The organism is Paenirhizobium naphthalenivorans, assembly GCF_007992095.1.
Classification (GTDB): domain Bacteria; phylum Pseudomonadota; class Alphaproteobacteria; order Rhizobiales; family Rhizobiaceae; genus Allorhizobium; species Allorhizobium naphthalenivorans.
In genome coordinates this window covers 1-18,998 of sequence record NZ_BJZP01000004.1, presented here as the reverse complement: position 1 = coordinate 18,998, position 18,998 = coordinate 1, and the positions used below count along the sequence as shown (strand labels likewise).

Here is an 18,998-nt window from a genome sequence, read left to right as displayed (position 1 = left end):
GCGTTTGCGACACGCGAATTTTCTTGCCAGACCGAGTGACGTCACAATTTCAATAGCGCTTTCAAGCACATGGATTTCGACCTCACCATGCCGCGCAAAAATGATGACGCAAAATGACCAGCCAACAGAAAAAACATCCAGGACAGGTGCGCAAGCCTCGCGAAACCGACGGCGCTCAGGATACGGAAAAATGTCATTAATCTCGGTGTCGTATGATCGGCGCATCGGCCTTAGGATCAGAGCCAGCCCATGCAAAAGCTGCGATATTTCGCCGCCCCCAAATCCGGAGCAAAGCCCGGCCTGCCGGTCAAGGCCGTGCATACCGAATTCCTGCGCACCGGACGCATTTCCCGCCATCGAGAAGACTGGCTGGCGGAAGAGAAGCGCTATCTGACCTACGAGGAAGTGGCGGAGCGCACCGCGCGCAAGCTGGAGGCGGCGGGTGAAAAGACCCACGAACGCATCAACGGCTTCCACCGCTCGATCCAGTTCCCCAAGCTGATCTTCCACAAGACGCTCGAAAACCGCCCGCATCTCGGCTATTGCCACGTGACGGCGGCGAAAGCCAACTTCGCCAAATATGCCGACGTCAAATGGGCCTTCTACATCGCCAATTTCTTCGCCGAAGTGGGCGGCGGAGAGCAGTTCTTCCAGCATATCCGGCCGAACTACTCGCGCATGTATTTCGCCGTCGCGATCCATCCCGACAAGGAAACGCGGTCTATGGCGATCGACCGCTCGGTCCGCGACAACGGCCTTCTCTTTCGCACCCACGATCCGAAGGAAGCGCTGAAGAACGTGCTGATGCTCGGCGCACGCGACGCGGAGCTGCGCAAGATCATCGCCAAGCTTTGACTTTCGCCCTCCGCCATTCCGGCGGGGTAAAGGAGAGAGCGACCTTGTCCGCAAGACCGGCGCGGGAGCAAGGCGCGTAACGACCGCCGGCCGATCCTCAGAACCCGCCGACCGGCTGTTTCTTGTAGATCAACCAATCCTTCGGCGCATAGTCGCTGGCGCCATAGATCGTCACCGTATTGCCCCCGGCGGCCTTGGACGCGGCGAGCGCCTTTTCGGTGAAGCTCGTGAAGTCGAAGGCATTTGGCGCCTGCTGCGAGAAGCAGATGCCAAAGGACATCGGCACTTGACCAAGCGCGCGACCGTTGCCGGAGTTGACGACGGTCGTGTTGAGCTTGGAGCGGACGAGATCAACGATACGGTTCACCTCCTGCTGATCGGACGTATAGAGCAGAATGCCAAATCGGCCACCGTCGAAACGGCAGGCGAGATCCTCGGTGCCGGCCACCGCTTCCACGACCTTGGCGACCTGCTTGAGGAAGCGCTCGGAGACGGCCGGCCCCATCAGTTCGGGCAGTTTCGCGAACTCGTCGATCTCGCCGATCACCATGCTGCACAGCACCGGCATTTCCGGATTTGCGTAGACCTTGGCGACTGCGTTGTTGAACGCCCGGCGGCTGGCAAGCCCGGTCAGCGGATCGACGAACTTCGTCGCTTCGGCATCCTCAGCTTCGCGCTGTAGATCGGCAAGGGTGGCGGTCTTGTCAACGACGGCACGGACGACATTGCTGTTCTGGCTGGCGCGCTGCTCGGTCGCGGCTTTCAGCGCCTTGATCGAATGGCCGAGTTCGACATGGTCGATATCCTCGGTCATGATCGCCTTGGAAGCATGACCGATCAGCCGGCCATAGTCGGTCAACGAGACCTTTTCCTGGTTGAGCAGACTGATGAAATTGCTCATCTCGGCACGCACTTGGCCGTTCTGCCGGCTGAGAATACCGTCCTCGTGATGATGCGGCAGAAATTTGCGCCCGAGCGCATCGAGCGCCTCCTGCGTCTTGTTCTTGCCCAGTGCGATGAACTCGCGAACCAGTTCCGGATTGCTGCCGGCATAGGCCTCATAAACGAGCTCATAGTTTCGCGGCAAACCGTCTATGCCCATCTGATGCATGGCCGTGGCGACACGAAGCGCGATGCTCGAGGCAGGGTTCTTGACTTGTTGCATGGTCCGGTTCCCGAAGATAAGGCAATTGGCTCGAATGGGCGGAACTATAGGCGCAAGTTTTCTTTCTTTCGGTTACGCCGATGGATAGAATTCTAACGATCGGCATATCGGTAATTTTCAAGGGGCTTTTTAAGCTCTCCCTGACCTACGAGCAGGGCTTGTCAAATGAGGATTTGATCGACCCGGTGCTGTCGCGCTAAGGACGGAAAGAAGCAAGCAGGAAGGCTTTTGCTATGGCGCGGATCATCCCGAGCGATCCCGACGAACAGGCGGCGATCGATGCCGCGATCACGGTTTTGTCCAGGGCGCGCCCGGTCGCGATCCCCACCGAGACCGTTTATGGGCTTGCCGCCGATGCGACAGATGCCGGCGCGATTACCAGCATCTATGAAACCAAGGGCCGGCCACGATTCAATCCGCTGATCTGCCATATGGCCGATCTCGCCATGGCCGAGCGATATGCCATCTTCGACCCGATTTCGCGCCAGCTCGCCAGGCGTTTCTGGCCCGGACCGCTGACGCTGGTGCTGCCGCTTCAATCGGCAAGCACGATCCACCCGCTGGCGACCGCCGGGCTCGATAGCGTCGGTATCCGTGTGCCCAAGGGGTTTGCCGGCGCGCTCATCCGCGCCTTCGGCCGACCGCTGGCAGCGCCCAGCGCCAATTCCTCCGGCCGGATCAGCCCGACCACGGCCGCGCATGTCGACGCCGATCTAGGCGCTCGCATCGACCTTATCGTCGATGGCGGCCCCTGCCCCGTGGGCGTGGAATCGACCATCATCAAGGTAGAGGACGGCCGAATCCGCTTGCTCAGGCCCGGCGGTGTGCCGGTCGAGGCCATCGAAGCCGAAACCGGCCTGACCGTCGAGCGACCCAAGGCGGCCGGCACGGCAGCGATCGAGGCGCCCGGCATGCTCGCTTCGCACTATGCGCCAAACGCCCATGTCCGACTCGATGCCACAAGCGTATCGGCCGGCGAGGCGCTGATTCGTTTCGGTGACCAGCCGGTCGAGGGAATGGACATGGCAGTGGCCGTATTTGATCTCAGCCCGCTGGGCAACCTCGCGGAGGCCGCCGCCAATCTGTTCGGCTTGCTGAAGCGCGCCGACCAGACCGACGCTTCCGGCATCGCAATCACGCCGATTCCCGACTACGGGCTGGGTGAGGCAATCAATGACAGGCTGAAGCGGGCAGCAGCCCCACGGGACGCATAGGAGAGACAAAGTGAGTGCAAGCGACAGCCTGTTGTCCGAGACGCTGAAGGCCTTCGTGGCGATCGTCGGCGATGCCTATGCGCTGAGCGCGCCGGCCGATGTCGCACCCTATCTCACCGAGAACCGCGGCCTTTATCACGGCGCCTCGCCACTGGTGCTGAAGCCTGGCTCGACGCAAGAGGTCTCGGCCATCCTGAAGCTTGCCAGCGAGACTGCAACCCCGATCGTGCCGGCCGGCGGACGCACCGGCCTTGTCGGTGGACAGGTACCGCGCGAGGGTGGTTCCGATGTCATCTTGTCGCTGGAACGGATGAACCGCATCCGCGAAATTGACACGCTTGCCGATGTCATCGTCGCCGACGGCGGCACGATCCTCGCCGACATTCAAAAGGCGGCCGAAGAAAACGGGCGGTTTTTCCCGCTGTCGCTTGGCTCGGAGGGTTCGTGCCGGATCGGCGGCAATCTGTCGACCAATGCCGGCGGCACGGCGGTGCTGGCCTATGGCAATGTGCGCCAACTCTGCCTGGGGCTTGAAGTGGTGCTGCCGACCGGTGAGATCTGGGACGGACTGCGGCGTCTCAAGAAGGACAATTCGGGCTATGATCTCCGAGACCTCTTCATCGGCGCGGAAGGCACACTCGGCGTCATCACCGGCGCCGTCCTGAAACTCTTCCCCCAACCGCGTGGCCATCAGGTGGCATTTGCCGGGCTCAAGAGGCCGGACGACGCGCTGGCGCTGTTCGAGCGGACCTCGCTTCTGTGCGGCACGGCGCTGACCGGTTTCGAACTGATGCCGCGGATCGGCATCGATTTCACCACGAGGCATATTCCGGGCGTGCGCGATCCGCTTTCCTCGCCGCATGACTGGTACGCGCTGATCGATATCTCGACCTCGGATTCGGCCGAGACAGCGGAAACTATGATCAACACGCTGCTGGAGGAGGCTTTCGAGGCCGGGCTGATTGAGGACGCGGCGATCGCCAGTTCGCTTGCCCAGCAGACGGCTTTCTGGCACCTGCGCGAGAGCATGTCGGAGGCGCAAAAGCCGGAAGGCGGATCCATCAAGCATGACGTCTCTGTGCCGGTATCGCGCGTGCCACGCTTCCTGGCAGAGGCCGATGCCGCCGTTCTCGCGCTGATGCCGGACGCCCGCATCTGCGCATTCGGCCATCTCGGCGACGGCAATATCCACTACAACATCAGCCAGCCGGTTGGCGCTGACAAAGCCGGCTTCATCGCCCGCTGGCGCGAGCTCAACGCCGTCGTCCATGCGATCGTCCATGCCCATGGCGGATCGATCTCGGCCGAGCACGGGGTCGGCCAGCTGAAGCGCGACGAACTAATCCAAAGCCGTCCGGCGATCGAGACCGAGCTGATGAACCGCATCAAGCGCGCCTTCGACCCGGCAGGCATCATGAATCCCGGCAAGATGGTCCAGGTTCCATGAGTGGCAAGGCGACGAGGCTGACGCTACGGATCGACCTGGCCAATGACGTGCGCCTCGGGCCGGGCAAGGTGGCGCTGCTTTCCGGCATAGCCGAGCACGGTTCGATCCGCGCCGCAGGCGGCGCCATGGGCATGTCCTACCGCCGCGCCTGGCTTCTTGCCGACGAGATCAACCGGATGTTCAAGGAACCGTCGATTTTCACCCGCCATGGCGGCAAGAGCGGCGGCGGCGCAGGCCTCACACCCTTCGGCGAGACTTTACTTGCCTGCTACCGGCGAATGGAGACCGATGCCCGAAAGGTCGTATCCGGCGATCTCGCCTGGCTTGAAGCGATGGCGGATCCGACATTCCAAACACCGGACAAGGCTTCAAAGGCATCCGACGACGAGTAAAACCCTCCGGCCACAAGGGCGATCGACAGCCTAGGCGCTTCGATAAATCCCTTCGGTAGCGATCGAGACCGCCTTGAACAACAAGTGGACCGGCATGCCAGGGGCAAGGGTGAGCACGCGGGCCGAGCGGCGCGTGACCTCGGCGATCAGCCTTTCCCCGGCGCAATCGACCGCAACCATGGCCGACGCCCCCTCGTCCCGGATGTCGGTGATTGTGCCGGACAAGCGGTTGAGCATGGAAATCCCGTCCGGCAAGCTGGTGGCAAGCGCGATCTCGCTCACTGGCACGAAGGCGCGGATATGGGTGCCGACGGCCACATCGGTGCGACGCAGGAAAAGCGGACCCGCCGGACTATCGGCAAGCGTCAGCCCTTCCTCAACGCTGTGACTGGTGACAACGGCATGAAGAAAATTGCCTGGCGGCATGCCGTCCACCCGCGACACCGTTTCCAGCACCGCGTCGGGAGAGCCGAGTGGCTTCGCCCGGCCATGATCCATGGCGACAACCTGGGTGGCGAGGCGCGACACCTCCTCCAGCGAATGACTGACATAGAGAATGGGAATGCCGACCTCGTCGCGGATGCGCTCGATGTCGGGGAGGATCGCGGCTTTCAGCTCGACGTCAAGGGCCGAGAGCGGTTCGTCCATCAACAGTAGATGCGGACTGGCGAGCAGAGCGCGACCAAGCGCCACCCGTTGCTTCTCGCCGCCGGACAGACCGGCTGGCCGGCGCTCGACAAGCGGGCCAAGCCCGAGCAATCCGACAACGCGCTCCAAGCTCTCGCGCCGCTGCCCGGCGGGCGTGAAACGCTGGCCGTAGAGGAGGTTCTGACGCACAGTCAGGTGCGGAAAAAGCCGCCCCTCCTGAAAGACATAGCCAATACGCCGACGGTGCGGCGGCCGGAAATGGCCGGTCGCGCTGTCACTCCACACCTCACCATCCAGGGCAATGCGCCCCTGCGTCGGGCGCAAGAGACCGGCCACGAGGTTGATCAGCGTCGTCTTGCCCGATCCGGAGGCGCCGAACAAGGCGGTGAGGCCGGAGCCAATCGACAAATCGGCCTCCAGGACGAAGTCGCCCTGGGCGTGGCGCACAGCAATCTCCAGCATCAGCCGCCCCCCTGCCGAGCCGCCAGCCGGCGGGCGAGAATTTCCGAGGCTATCACCGCGGCAAGCGAGATGACGATGGAGATCGCCGTCAGCCGCATGGCTGCGAGTTCCCCGCCGGGAACCTGGGTATAGGTGTAGATCGCCGAGGCGAGCGTCTGTGTCTCACCCGGAATGTTCGAGACAAAGGTGATGGTTGCACCGAACTCGCCCATGGCCTTGGCGAAGGCCAGTACGGCGCCGGCGGCTATGCCGGGCAGGATGAGGGGCAGCGTCACGGTCAGGAAGACAAAGGGCGGCGGCGCGCCGAGCGTGGCGGCGGCGGCCTCGAGCTTGCGGTCGACGGCATCGAGCGACAGGCGGATCGAACGCACCAGAAGCGGAAAGCCCATGACGGCGGCAGCAAGTGCTGCCCCCGTCCAGCGGAAGGAAAAGACCAGGCCGAACCATTGATCGAGGAAGGCGCCAACCGCACCGCGGCGACCAAACGTGAGCAGCAGCACATAGCCGGTCACTACGGGCGGCAGGATCAGCGGCAGATGCACCACACCGTTGAGCAGCGTCTTGCCCCAAAAGTCACGCCGCGACAGCAACCAAGCCATGGCGACGCCTAACGGCAAAGAGAAGATCACGGCGGTTGCCGCGACCTTCAGGCTGAGCAGCATGGCGGTCCATTCTTCCGGGGTCAGAGCCACGGCTGGACGACCTCAGTTGGTCTTGGCCAAGACCGTGAAACCGGCATCCGTGAAAATCTGATGGGCCTTCGCGCCCTGCAGATAGGCGAGGAAGGCGGCGGCGTCTGCGGCATTCGTCGCGTCCTTCAACACAGCTGCGGGATAGATGATGGCAGGATGGGTCGATTCGGGGAAACGGTCCACGACTTTGACGCCCTTGTCGGCCTTCGCATCGGTCTCGTAGACGATTCCGAGCGGAGCCTCGCCACGCGAGACGAGCAGCAGCGCGGCGCGCACGTTTTCCGCCTGGGCGACCTTATCCTTGACGCCATCCCAGACACCGAGCTTCTGCAGCGCCGCCTTGCCATAGGTGCCGGCGGGAACGGAGTCGGTATTGGCCATGGCCAGATGCTCCTCACCCAGCAGGTCCTTCAGCGGGAAGCCTTCGGCAATCGTCGCCGATACGGCCGAATCCTTCGGCGCGATAAGCACGATGCGGTTGGCGAGAAGTTCGACACGACTGTCGGCGGCGACAAGGCCGGCCTTGTCGAGATAGTCCATCCATTTCAGATCTGCCGAAAGGAAGAGATCAGCCGGTGCGCCCTGCTCGATCTGCTTGGCGAGCGCCGAACTGCCGGCGAAGGACAGAACGGCGTCCTTGCCCGTTTCCGCCTTCCATGCCTCGGAGATGTCGCCGAGCACATCCTTGAGGCTGGCGGCGGCGAAAACCGTCACCGGGCCTTCTGCGAAGGCCGACGTTACCGGCTGGGCGAGAAAGGCTGTAGCGACCACCGCCACTTTTGCCAGGATGCGGAGCGAGCGAAAACAAGCGTGCATGAAGTCCTCCAACGGATTCGATATATTCCAATAGATATATCGATAACCGAAAAGAAATTGCCCGGCAAGAGACGCGGGCGGCCCATTGGTCAGCTCTTGAGGGTGGCTATGGACAGGAGCAGATCGGCGCTGATGCTGGCGCTGCCGCCGCTCAAGACTGATAACGCCGAGGAGGAGTAGTCACCGTTTTCGCTGTCATACATGGCGGTGAAGCGGTGGAGGAATTTCTTGAGCTTCTCCGGATCCTGCATGTCCGACAGTTTGAGGTTCTTTTCGACCAGGGATGCTTGCATGTCGATGTCCATATTGGAAAAGTCCGAGCTGAAGCCGAAGGTCACACGGAAAGTCTCCAGCAGAGCGTCGTCACCGAGCAGATCGTAGGCGTCCGTAAGCGTCGGGGCGACGCGCTCGAAATAGAGCGCCAGGCGGACCCCGGCATTGCTGTTGCCCTGATCCTCCTCAAGCATTTGATGAAGGTAGAGGTTTTGCGTCTCCAGCACTGCGCCGCGCTGTTGAACGGTACCAACTGCATCGCGCGTCAACAGGCCTTTACTGTCGAAATTGAAGGATGAGAGCAACTCGGCCCAACGCTCGTCATCCTGCTTATTGACGAAGCTCTTTTTGTCCGACAGGTCGGACTGGAAAATCTGCTTGAGAAAGTCGTCCGTCACCTCCTTCGGGTCGAACCCCTTGGCGGCAAGGACCACGTCGACGAGCCGACGGTCAGCCAGAAGCTCAGCCGCACTGGTGATGCCGATGATGTTCTTCTGGTAGTATTCGGCCTCGGCCTGCGCATCCGCTTTGGCCGTCTTCAGCTCGGGGTCCTTAAGATAGCGAATCTCATTGACGATATAGGCCTTGGCTATCGTCGTAATGGTGATTTCGTTCTGCGCCAGCAGGGGCGGTTCGGCCTCGCCGTCGCCGTCGAAATTGAAGGCGCTGGCAAGATTGATCAGACGCTGATCGCGACTCTTGTTGGCATAGCTCTTTGGATCGGTAAGGTCGCTGGTCAACGCCTTCTTGAGCTGGGCGTCGGAATACTCACCCTCCTCAATACCGAAAGCCTTGAACAGGATGGCACGGATCGAGCTATCGTCCAGCAAATCGCCAACCGAGGTGATGTCGGTCAACGTATTGGAATAATAGTCGAGCAAGGTCGCCATGTCTTCCGCATCGGCATCGTCGTAGTGGTTAGCATAGGCCGACTGGGTGATGGCAAGCTGCGTCTCATCCTGGGCCGTCATGCCACTCTTGACGGTGCCATCCGTGCCGAAATTGAACATGGCCGCCACGCTGGTCCAGGCGGAGCCTCCGTTCATGGCCGCATAGTTCGTCGGGTCGCCAAGGTCGCTGGTGACGATGTTGTAAAACTCCGACCTCAAGAGGTTGCTGTCGAGCTGGAAGGCAGCCTTCACATACTCGAACAGCCGATCGTCGCCGGTGATTTCATCAACCGTGCTGATCGTGGCGATCTTGCCGGTATAATAGGCCTGTTCACGCTCCAACGTGTATTCCGAGGCATAAGTGGTGTTGGCCTCCACGTAGGCCGATATGGTCGCTTCCTTCTGCGCATCGGTCTGGGAGCTGGTACCCGACACGGAGCCGTCCGTATTAAAGCTGAAGGCCTTTGCTAGGGTGAGAAAGGCCGCTGAATTATAGTCGTTATCGGATGCTGCATCGATGGCGACCAGCTGATTGACATAGCTGTTTGGATCGCTGACGTCGCTCGTCAGCACTTGAACGAAGTGATCATCACTGTAATAGGTACGATCAATGCCGTAAGCGTCGAGAATGTAGCCGAACAGGGTATTGGTGCTGACCAGCTGCTCAGCCGAGGTGACGTTGTCTATCACCGATTGATAATAGGCGGTCGCTTCCTTGATGCTAGTGGTCTCGTCGAGCTGAGCCTGGGAATAAAGGTTGAAGACGGCCGTCTCCTGCGCATCGGACTGAGCGTCGCTGGCCGCCGTGTTGAACTGGTAAGCCGTGGCGAAATTGCGATAGCGGTCGTCGGTCAACTTGTTGGCGTAGCTATCCTGGTCCGTCAGATCGCTTTCCAACACCTTCTTCATGAAGGCCTTGGCATAGATCATATCTTCCAGACCATGAGCCTTCATCGCGTAGGAGTAGAGCCGATAATCGTCGAGGAACTCGTCGACTGAGGAGACCTTGTCGATATTCGCCTCGTAATAGGCCGCTTCGCGCGACACCTGTGCATCAGAGGCCGTTCGGTTGAGAGTCGCCTTCATGTCGCGCACGACGAGATCATAGCTCAGGTAGGTCGAGACCATGGAGGCTCCTCAAGAATAGAAGTGAATTTTAGTTATCTATCGTGACGTTCGGAGCTTGCCCGGGGCTTTATCGACCGCCGAAGGCAAGATGAAAGCAGCCATTACGTTCATCAAGCGCGCATCCCGGACCGGTCAAAACCATGGAGCAGTTCTGTTTAGAGCCAAGCCCATCTCATCGAGAATAATAAACGCACGGGGCCTGTCCCGACCTGACACGCCTCCCTCATATTCACATTTTCGAAACCGTGCCACATTCGAAAACGCTAACCATTTGAGCTGGCAAAGTTTTTTTAACCTCGATTTTTAAGCTGTCTCTCAGAGAGCGGCGCTACCTTCCAGCCATAGAGGACGAAAAGTCCCATTCAGACGAACGCATGAAGCGCTCTCGGGTAAAACAAGGGTAGCATGAAGATGACGAACACGGTTATGAAGCCCGCATGGGCAGGCGCGACGTTGCGACTGGATCCGGCTCGGTTTCCGCAACAGGTCACCTACGCAGGGCGAGGGACCTCCGGCGATGTGACGATAACCATCGACGAACGTGGTGCCGTGCTGCGCAAGATTCTGGCCTCGAGCGGCCTGCCACTCTCATTCGCCTTGCCGGCGCGCGCTTTCAAGGGTGTCGCGGCACGGGCGATCGACCATGGAGACGGGGAAGTGACCGTTACACTCGAACTGCACCACGAGGATCCGGAACTCTGCATTCCGCTTCTGGTCGCCCATGACCTCTGCGACATCGCCGCCGACTGGCGCGGTTGGTCGGATGCCTTCCGCATTCCCATGCTGATGGTCGAGGCCGATGGCATCGCCCGTCCGCTCGAAGAACACCTCGGCGACCTGCGCGCCCGCGAAGCGCAGCCGCGCCGCCGTCATTCCTATTTTGCCGACCGCCGTCCGCGCTTTCTGGTGCGCCGCACCACCGGCAAGCTCGGAGTGACGATGAAGATCTCCGGCAAGGAGATCATCGCCCGCAACTGAGGCTGACCGGCGCAGAGCCGAGCCGACCCGTTAATGTCAACTGATCGAGAAACGGCCCGGATGCGAATCCGGGCCGTTTGCATGTTCCACATCGGGACAGAAAGGATCAGGCGAAGGGCAAGGCCGCCAGAAGTCCGAGGAAAAGCATCGCCCCGACCTTGTTGTTGAACTTGAACAGCGCCAGGCACTGCACCGGATCGTCGATGTCCAGCACCCTGATCTGGTAGGCGAACATGCCGGCCGCGATAGCCAGGCCGACATAGGCAAAAAGCCCAACGCCGGCGAGCGCAAAGGCGACAAACAGGAGGAAAAGGGTCAGGCCGTAAAGCCCGATCAACCAGGCTTGGGTCTTCTCGCCGAACAGCCGGGCCGTCGAGCGGACGCCGACCAGCGCATCGTCCTCCTTGTCCTGGTGGGCATAGATCGTGTCATAGCCGATCGTCCAGGCGATCGCCGCCCCATAGAGGAACAGGCTGGCAAGCGACAGCCAGCCGGCCAGCGCCGCCCAGCCCATCAGCGCCCCCCACGAGAAAGCCAACCCAAGAAAGAACTGCGGCCAGTCGGTGAAGCGCTTGGCGAAAGGGTAGATGGCGACGATGAGAAGCGAGGTGATGCCCAGCGCAATGGCAAAACGGTTCAGACAGAGAAGAACCACCAAGCCGACCAGGGCTTGTGCCACGAGGAAGAGCTTGGCCTGGCGCCGTGTCACACGGCCCGACGGCAGCGGTCGCGAGCGGGTACGGGCGACCGCCATGTCGATCTCCTCATCGACAAGATCATTGTAGGTGCAGCCGGCGCCGCGCATGGCGACCGAGCCGGCAAAGAACAGGAACAGATGGAAGGCGAACAGGACGACGTTCAGTTGCCCGCGTTCCGCCAGCACATTGGCCGCCAGCGCCGAGGACCAGAAACAGGGCCACATCAGCAACTGCCAGCCGACCGGCCGGTCCCAGCGGGCAAGCTGCGCATAGGGCCAGGCGGCGGGCGGCAGCACCCGGTAGACCCAGTTGTCGGATGGCGCGTCGGAGACACGCCCGTTCTGATCGGCGGTGATGTTCATAGTCGGATTGATAGAACAAAGTTTCGGGCAAGGGAACCGGCGGTTTTTCGCCGCGAGGCCCCATATGCCTGTCGGCAGTGTTCAAAATGCAACCGTCTCCAGCGCGGGCCGGGTCGCGTCGAAGGCTGCGAGCGCGCTCTCCCGCTCGGCGATGTAATCCCGGTTGTCCGGGACCGCGCCATTGCTCTTCGACAGCTGCATCTGGAAGATGAAGAAGTTCTCGTGGGTGAAGGCCATTTCCGAGCCGGCGAGGTAGAACTCCCACATGCGCACGAAGCGCTCGTCATAAAGCGCGGTTGCCTCTTCCCTTCGAGCCAGGAAACGTTCGCGCCAGTGGCGTAGTGTCCGGGCATAATGGTGCGGCAGGATTTCAATGTCGCGCACCAGAAGACCGGCCTTCTCGACCGCCGGCAGCACTTCGGCGAGCGACGGGATGTAACCGCCCGGAAAGATGTATCTTTCAATAAAGGGATTGGTGAAACGGGACGGATAAGGCTGACCGATCGAATGCAGCAGCATCACGCCGTCATCCTTGAGAAGTTCGGCGACCTTGCGAAAAAAAGTGGAGAAGTTGTTGCGCCCGACATGCTCGAACATGCCGACCGAGACGATTCTGTCGAAAGGAGCTGCCTTCATCGTGCGATAATCCTGCAGATCGAAACGCACCCGCGACGATAGCCCTCGCTTGTCGACGCGCCCACGCGAGACCCGCAACTGCTCGGTCGACAGCGTGATGCCCTCCACCTCGACCTGCGAGGATTCCGCCAGGTACATCGCCATTCCGCCCCAGCCGGAACCGATCTCCAGCACGCGCTGTCCCTCCTCGAGCAACAGCTTGGCGGCGATGTGCCGCTTCTTGGCCACCTGGGCCTCGTCGAGTGAAATGCCCTCAGGATGAAAATAGGCGCAAGAGTATTGCCAGTCGGCATCGAGAAAGAGATCGAAGAGCTTAGCCGACAGGTCGTAGTGGTGGGAGACATTGCGCTGATTGTGGTTGACCGGCAGGAGACTGCGCAATTCGGATGCGATGTAGCGCGCAATCCCACGCCACATCATGCCGAAGGTCAGGTCCTCGGAAAGCGTGTTCGACTTGATAAGCGCCAGCAGCTGGTAGATGTCGCCGGCCTCGACCACCATCCGCCCGTCCATGTAGAGCTCGGCGAGCTTGAGTTGGGGATCGTCATGGAGCTGTCGCTCCGCCTCCGCATCGGTGAAACGCAGCGAGATCATTTCACCGCCGCCATCACCGAACGTCTCGATCCGGCCGTCCGCCCCGGTCACCTGCAGTCTCCCCTTGCGGACGATCTTTTTCAGCAAAATGCGTAATGAAGAGGTCATGCAATGCCCCCGAAAATACGATTAGCTTCATTGAACGATAAAACTCTAACGCGGTCCGCTCCGAAGACAAGCGTCAGTTTGTTATAGAAGCTTCATATTTTTTGAGGCACGGCTTGGCGGGGGCACCGATCGGCGCCCCCGATGGGCTCATTTCTTGCGCATCGCCTCCGCGAGGGCAGCCCCAAGGCCGCCGATCGCCGGCGTTTCCGGCTTGCCGGCGGGTTTGGCATTGGCATGGCGCATGGCACCGGGGCCGCGATTGTCGCGAGCCGACGGCGGCGGGGCTTCGCCCCCATCCTTGCGCATGGTGAGCGCGATGCGCTTGCGCTTGACGTCAACCTCGACGACGCGGACCTTCACGACGTCGCCCGCCTTCACCACCTCATGCGGATCCTTGACGAAACGATCGGCCAGTTGGGAGACGTGCACCAGTCCGTCCTGATGGACGCCGATGTCGACGAAAGCACCGAAGGCGGCGACGTTGGTCACCGTGCCTTCCAGCAGCATGCCCGGCTTCAGGTCGGTGATCTCATCGACGCCATCGGCGAAGGTCGCGGTCTTGAAGCTCGGGCGCGGGTCGCGGCCGGGCTTCTCCAGCTCGGCGATGATGTCCTTGACGGTCGGCAGACCGAACTGCTCGTCGATGAACTTGCGCGGATCGAGACCCTTAAGGGTGGCGCTATCGCCCATCAGCGCGCGCAAGTCGCGGCCGCAGGCTGCAACGATCTTCTTCGCCACACCATAGGCCTCGGGATGCACCGAGGAGGCGTCGAGCGGCTCCTTGCCGTTCGGGATGCGCAGGAATCCGGCGCACTGCTCGAAGGTGCGGGCACCAAGCCGTGGTACTTTCAACAGATCCTTACGGCTTTCAAACGGGCCGGTCTGGTCGCGATGGGTGACGATGGCTTCGGCGATCGATCCGCCGAGACCGGACACGCGCGCCAGCAAGGGAACGGAGGCCGTATTGAGATCGACGCCGACGGCATTCACTGCGTCCTCGACCACGGCGTCGAGCGATCGGCCGAGCTTGCCCTGGTCGACATCGTGCTGGTACTGGCCGACCCCGATCGACTTGGGCTCAATCTTGACAAGTTCGGCCAGCGGATCCTGGAGACGGCGAGCGATAGAGACGGCGCCGCGCAGTGAGACGTCGAGGCCGGGAAATTCCTTGGCTGCCGTTTCGGAGGCAGAATAGACCGAGGCGCCGGCTTCCGAGACGATGACCTTGGTCGGCTTCGGCGCTGTGGCCGGAAACTGGGCCAGCATGTCGGCGACCAGCTTTTCCGTCTCGCGGCTGCCGGTGCCATTGCCGATGGAGATCAGCTCGATCTTGTGTTTGCGGATCAGCGCGGCAAGCTCGGCCTGGGTTCCGCGAATGTCGTTCTTCGGCGGGAAAGGATAGACGGTCGTCGTCTCCAGCACCTTGCCCGTGCCGTCCGTTACGGCAACCTTGACGCCTGTGCGGATGCCCGGGTCAAGGCCCATGGTCGGACGCGAACCGGCGGGCGCCGCCAGCAGAAGATCCTTGAGGTTGCGGGCGAAGACGTGGATGGCCTCCTCCTCGGCGCGCTCGCGCAGATCGCGCATCAGGTCGAGCGACAGCGAGACGGAGAGCTTGACGCGCCAGGTCCAGCCGGCAACGTCCATCAGCCATTTGTCGGCCGGACCCTTGGCCGCAATCTCGTAGGCCGCGGCGATAGTGCGCTGCGCCGGCTTGACCGGCGAAGGATCGTCCCTGTCGACCTCGATCGACAGCGTCAGCATTTCCTCGTTCCAGCCGCGCAGCATGGCAAGCGCTCGGTGGCCTGGAACCGTCGCCCAGCGTTCGGAATGGGCGAAATAGTCGGCGAATTTCTCGCCGGCCTGTTCCTTGCCCTCGACCACCTTGGAATAAAGGATGGCGCGATCCTTCATGTCGTTGCGCAAACGGCCGATCAGGTCGGAGTTCTCCGAGATCGTTTCGGCCACGATGTCGCGCGCGCCTTCAAGCGCCACCTTCACATCCGCGACGTCGGCGGTGACATAGGCCTCCGCAAGCTTGGCCGGATCGGCGGTGCGGTCGGCCCAGATCGCATCGGCGAGCGGCTGAAGGCCCTTCTCGCGCGCGATCTCGGCGCGGGTGCGACGCTTCGGCTTGAAGGGCAGATAGATGTCTTCCAGCTCGGCCTTGGTGGCGACGCGGAAGATCTTCACCATCAGCTCGTCGGTCATCTTGCCCTGCGAATTGATCGACTCGACGATCGCCTTGCGGCGGGCGCCGAGTTCGCGCAGATAGGTCAGACGCTCTGCGAGATTGCGCAGCTGGGTATCGTCGAGACCGCCGGTCACCTCCTTGCGGTAGCGGGCGATGAACGGCACGGTGCCCCCCCCGTCGAGAAGCTCTACAGCAGACGTCACCTGCTCGGGTCGGGCATTGATCTCGGAAGCGATGATCGCGGCAATGGATTTGATGTCGTCGGCCATGGGGTCTTCTCCAGAATTGCGAGCGGCGACCATAGCTGCGACAGCGCCGAAGGCAACAAATCGTGCCGCCCCTCCACAGGAATGCAGAGCTTCGGGGTTTTTCCTTGACCTTTGCGCCCCCTGCCCTTAACCGCCGGCTATCCAAGGCATTCGGAGGACGGGCGATGAAGGTTCTGTTGATCGGTTCGGGTGGGCGTGAGCATGCGCTGGCCTGGAAATTGGCGCAGTCTCCGCTTCTGACGACGCTCTTTGCTGCTCCCGGCAATCCGGGCATCGCCGAGCATGCGACACTGGTTCCGATCAGCGCCGACGACCAGGAGGAGATCCTCGCCTTTTGTCGCGGTCACGAGATCGATTTCGTCGTGGTCGGGCCGGAAGCGCCGCTCGTCGCCGGGCTTGCCGACAGGCTGCGCGCCGAGGGCTTTGCCGTTTTCGGCCCGTCGGCGGCGGCCGCTCAGCTCGAGGGCTCCAAAGGCTTCACCAAGGATCTCTGCGCCCGCTACAACATTCCGACCGGCGCCTATCAGCGTTTCAACAATGCGCCGAAGGCAAAGGCCTATGTCCGTGCCCAGGGCGCGCCGATCGTCATCAAGGCCGATGGGCTGGCCGCCGGCAAGGGCGTGACCGTGGCGATGACCATGGAGGAGGCGCTTTCGGCGATCGACGACTGCTTCGAGGGCGCGTTTGGCGAGGCCGGTGCGGAAGTGGTGGTCGAGGCCTTCCTCGACGGTGAGGAAGCGAGCTTCTTTTGCCTTTGCGACGGCAAGACGCTGCTGCCGCTTGCCGCGGCCCAGGATCACAAGCGAGTCGGCGACGGCGATACCGGCCCGAATACCGGCGGTATGGGCGCCTATTCCCCGGCGCCGGTGATGACGTCGGCCATGATTGAGCGCACATTGACGGAGATCATCGAGCCGACCATGCGCGGCATGGCGGACATGGGGATGCCCTTTTCCGGCGTATTTTTCGCCGGGCTGATGATTACCGACAAAGGCCCGGAGCTGATCGAATACAATGTGCGCTTCGGCGATCCGGAGTGTCAGGTCCTGATGATGCGGCTGAAGAGCGACCTGCTGGCGCTTCTACATGCGACCGCGACCGGTCGGCTGAACGAGGTTTCCGCCGAGTGGCGCGACGAAACGGCTCTGACCGTGGTGCTGGCTTCGAAGGGCTATCCCGGCGCTTATGAGAAGAACACGCCGATCGGTTCACTGCCGGATGCCACACTGGACGCCAAGGTGTTCCACGCCGGCACGGCGCTGATAGATCACCAGTTGGTCGCGACCGGTGGACGTGTGCTGAACGCGACCGCGCTGGGCATGAGCGTGGAACAAGCCCAGGCCGCCGCCTACCGGCTCGCCGACAAGGTCGACTGGGACAACGGCTTTTGCCGGCGCGATATCGGCTGGCGCGCGATCGGTCGAGACTGATACCGAGGCGTCCCGGAAACAAACAAAAAGTCCGGGTTCGGTAAAATTTGAATGATCGATCTGACTGGATGGCAATAAAGCAGGCGTAGAACTGCCCGTGAAAGCAATTCGCGGAGTTCGCCATGCGCAACCTGGTTCTTACAGCAGTGCTACTGACAGTCGCCGGCCCGGCGCTCGCCTCGTCGATCGAACGCGTCGGCGCAGCCCCCGCCAATGGCTCCAGCATTGTCGTCCTGACCTGTACGGCCTGCCCTGCGCCCATGCCCAAGGACGACGCGAAGGCGTACAAGGTGCCGCAGATCGCCCCCGGCACCCAGTCCGCGGAAATCATCGACATCGACGGCGAGAAAAAATTGAAGCGGACTGAAGCCTGGCTCGGCGGGTCGCCGGTCGTTTTCATCAGCAAGGCTGAGGGCTGGACCACGAATGGCAGCGTGATTGCCGCTGCGGCCATGGGTCCGGCGGATGGAATCGACGTTGACGCAACCACAGCGGCGGTCTCAGCCGGTACGATGGCCGCGCCGGTCTCCGCATCGCTCGGTGCTGCTCCTGCCGCAGCCAAGACGCTCGATCTCACGAAATTTGAACTGCGCGGTGACTGAAGCAGTTCGCAGCTTCTCTGCCCCGAACCAGCCATACGATCCGGGCTGCACGGGCCTCCCGCTGAAAAAGCGGGACAGACGCCTCGGCCCGGCCGGGGCGTTTTCTTGTTAAATGGTATTCCGGCCGAATTACGCGAATTCCGGGCAAGGCGGACCGCTCTCACCCTTTGATCGTCGACCTTGATTTACGCTTATGCAACCTATTCGTTTTTATGATGCAAACAGTCCTTATTCCGAGCAATTCAGTCTCATTCGATACTGTTTTCCTATCAATTTTTATGGTTTATTTATAGGGACGTCAGCATAAATAGAATTTTACGCATTTAAGCGGATTGTGTCGATACAACCCGGTGGCAGCATGATGCACGCGCTGGCGAGCGCTTAAGAACCTCGCAGGATCGGTAGAAAACCGACCCGGATCATTCGATTGAGCGAGGACTTATGAAAAATCTGAAGATCTCCCATCAACTCTTCCTGCTGATCGGTGCCTTGATGGTCGCCTTCGGCGTGGCGACCTACTTCCAGATCAAGACGGCATCAGACTCCATCTATGCCGAGCGCTACGACATGCTGCGGACCCAGGTCGAGTCCGGCATCGCCATCATGAAGGGCTATGACGAGCGGGCAAAGGCGGGCGAGATGAGCCTCGAGGACGCCAAGGCTCAGGCTTTCAAGACGCTCACCTCTATCAAGTTCGAGCCGAACGGCTATCTGTTCGGTCTGGACTATAACGTGACCATGGTCTTCCACCCGATCCAGCAGCAGGTCGGCCTCACTCAGAAGGGCATGCCCGACAAGAAGGGCAACCTCTTTCGCGAAGAGATGATCGAAAAGGGGCGCAAGGGCGGCGGCATCACCGAATATTGGTGGGAGAAGCCTACCGCCCCGAACGGCGACGCCTTCCAGAAAGCCGCCTATAGCCAGGCCTATGAGCCTTGGCAGGTCGTGGTCGGCACCGGCGTCTACATCGACGACCTTCAGGTCAAGATCAATGCGATGATCTGGAAGGCCGTGATGATCGGCGGCGCCGTTGTCGCGCTCGGCCTGATCGCCGCCTACTTCATCATCAACGGCATCACCAAGCCGCTGACCGCGATCCACGATGCGCTGGAAGCCGTTGCCGACGAGAATGTGTCGATCGCCAT

Annotated in this window: 16 protein-coding genes; 8 read left to right on the top strand and 8 right to left on the bottom strand. The window is 61.4% G+C overall.

Translation table 11 applies throughout. From position 1 onward, the window contains the following. Positions 1 to 249 precede the first annotated feature (249 nt). The gene (locus tag RNA01_RS05110) at positions 250 to 855 is read left to right on the top strand and encodes a DUF6656 family protein (protein ID WP_147178895.1); all 606 of its coding nucleotides are present in this window, start codon (positions 250 to 252) and stop codon (positions 853 to 855) included. Positions 856 to 952: 97 nt separating this feature from the next. Here the strand turns inward: RNA01_RS05110 and RNA01_RS05105 are convergent, their stop codons facing one another. Continuing rightward, positions 953 to 2,020, bottom strand: coding sequence for a GGDEF domain-containing protein (locus RNA01_RS05105; RefSeq protein ID WP_147178894.1), 1,068 nt, complete (start codon positions 2,018 to 2,020; stop codon positions 953 to 955). A 233-nt stretch (positions 2,021 to 2,253) separates the two neighbouring features. Between RNA01_RS05105 and RNA01_RS05100 the strand changes: the two genes are divergently transcribed. Genes RNA01_RS05100 through RNA01_RS05090 form a run of 3 tightly spaced genes read left to right on the top strand, consistent with a single transcriptional unit; the run spans position 2,254 to position 5,073 of the window. Beyond that, positions 2,254 to 3,234, top strand: a complete 981-nt coding sequence (locus tag RNA01_RS05100; RefSeq protein WP_147178893.1) for an L-threonylcarbamoyladenylate synthase — start codon at positions 2,254 to 2,256, stop codon at positions 3,232 to 3,234. Between the two features lie 10 nt (positions 3,235 to 3,244). Beyond that, a complete protein-coding gene (locus RNA01_RS05095) occupies positions 3,245 to 4,681 on the top strand; it encodes an FAD-binding oxidoreductase (protein WP_147178892.1) in 1,437 nt (478 codons plus the stop codon). Continuing rightward, entirely contained in the window at positions 4,678 to 5,073 is a 396-nt protein-coding gene (locus RNA01_RS05090; RefSeq protein WP_147178891.1) for a winged helix-turn-helix domain-containing protein, read from the top strand. The genes RNA01_RS05095 and RNA01_RS05090 overlap by 4 nt, the downstream gene beginning before the upstream one ends. Positions 5,074 to 5,103: 30 nt before the next feature. Here RNA01_RS05090 and modC read toward each other — a convergent pair whose 3' ends face one another. The 4 genes from modC to RNA01_RS05070 form a co-directional block, all read right to left on the bottom strand. Next, on the bottom strand, positions 5,104 to 6,186 hold the full coding sequence (modC, locus tag RNA01_RS05085) for a molybdenum ABC transporter ATP-binding protein (RefSeq protein ID WP_170253379.1): 1,083 nt from the start codon (positions 6,184 to 6,186) through the stop codon (positions 5,104 to 5,106). Continuing rightward, positions 6,183 to 6,875, bottom strand: coding sequence for a molybdate ABC transporter permease subunit (gene modB / locus RNA01_RS05080; protein ID WP_147178889.1), 693 nt, complete (start codon positions 6,873 to 6,875; stop codon positions 6,183 to 6,185). Before modB ends, modC begins: the two co-directional genes overlap by 4 nt. A gap of 12 nt (positions 6,876 to 6,887) precedes the next feature. Then, positions 6,888 to 7,691 carry a molybdate ABC transporter substrate-binding protein gene (modA, locus tag RNA01_RS05075; protein WP_147178888.1) on the bottom strand — a complete coding sequence of 268 codons (804 nt, stop codon included), beginning with the start codon at positions 7,689 to 7,691 and terminating at the stop codon, positions 6,888 to 6,890. An 89-nt stretch (positions 7,692 to 7,780) separates the two neighbouring features. Next, positions 7,781 to 9,982, bottom strand: coding sequence for a DUF1217 domain-containing protein (locus RNA01_RS05070; protein WP_147178887.1), 2,202 nt, complete (start codon positions 9,980 to 9,982; stop codon positions 7,781 to 7,783). A 411-nt stretch (positions 9,983 to 10,393) separates the two neighbouring features. Here RNA01_RS05070 and RNA01_RS05065 point away from each other — a divergent pair, with 411 nt between their 5' ends. Then, positions 10,394 to 10,960, top strand: a complete 567-nt coding sequence (locus RNA01_RS05065; protein WP_147178886.1) for a DUF6101 family protein — start codon at positions 10,394 to 10,396, stop codon at positions 10,958 to 10,960. 106 nt (positions 10,961 to 11,066) lie between these two features. Here the strand turns inward: RNA01_RS05065 and ubiA are convergent, their stop codons facing one another. From ubiA to RNA01_RS05050, 3 genes are all read right to left on the bottom strand, one after another. Further along, on the bottom strand, positions 11,067 to 12,020 hold the full coding sequence (gene ubiA / locus RNA01_RS05060; RefSeq protein ID WP_147178885.1) for a 4-hydroxybenzoate octaprenyltransferase: 954 nt from the start codon (positions 12,018 to 12,020) through the stop codon (positions 11,067 to 11,069). Between the two features lie 81 nt (positions 12,021 to 12,101). Continuing rightward, the gene (locus RNA01_RS05055) at positions 12,102 to 13,358 is read right to left on the bottom strand and encodes a cyclopropane fatty acid synthase (protein WP_147178884.1); all 1,257 of its coding nucleotides are present in this window, start codon (positions 13,356 to 13,358) and stop codon (positions 12,102 to 12,104) included. A gap of 147 nt (positions 13,359 to 13,505) precedes the next feature. Beyond that, entirely contained in the window at positions 13,506 to 15,821 is a 2,316-nt protein-coding gene (locus tag RNA01_RS05050; RefSeq protein ID WP_147178883.1) for a Tex family protein, read from the bottom strand. A 164-nt stretch (positions 15,822 to 15,985) separates the two neighbouring features. Here RNA01_RS05050 and purD point away from each other — a divergent pair, with 164 nt between their 5' ends. From purD to RNA01_RS05035, 3 genes are all read left to right on the top strand, one after another. Beyond that, positions 15,986 to 17,251 carry a phosphoribosylamine--glycine ligase gene (purD, locus tag RNA01_RS05045; protein WP_147178882.1) on the top strand — a complete coding sequence of 422 codons (1,266 nt, stop codon included), beginning with the start codon at positions 15,986 to 15,988 and terminating at the stop codon, positions 17,249 to 17,251. Positions 17,252 to 17,373: 122 nt separating this feature from the next. Beyond that, entirely contained in the window at positions 17,374 to 17,853 is a 480-nt protein-coding gene (locus RNA01_RS05040) for a plant virulence effector HPE1-like domain-containing protein (protein ID WP_147178881.1), read from the top strand. A 441-nt stretch (positions 17,854 to 18,294) separates the two neighbouring features. Next, positions 18,295 to 18,998: cache domain-containing protein (locus RNA01_RS05035; protein WP_174824537.1), on the top strand; the 704-nt coding region annotated here is incomplete at its 3' end.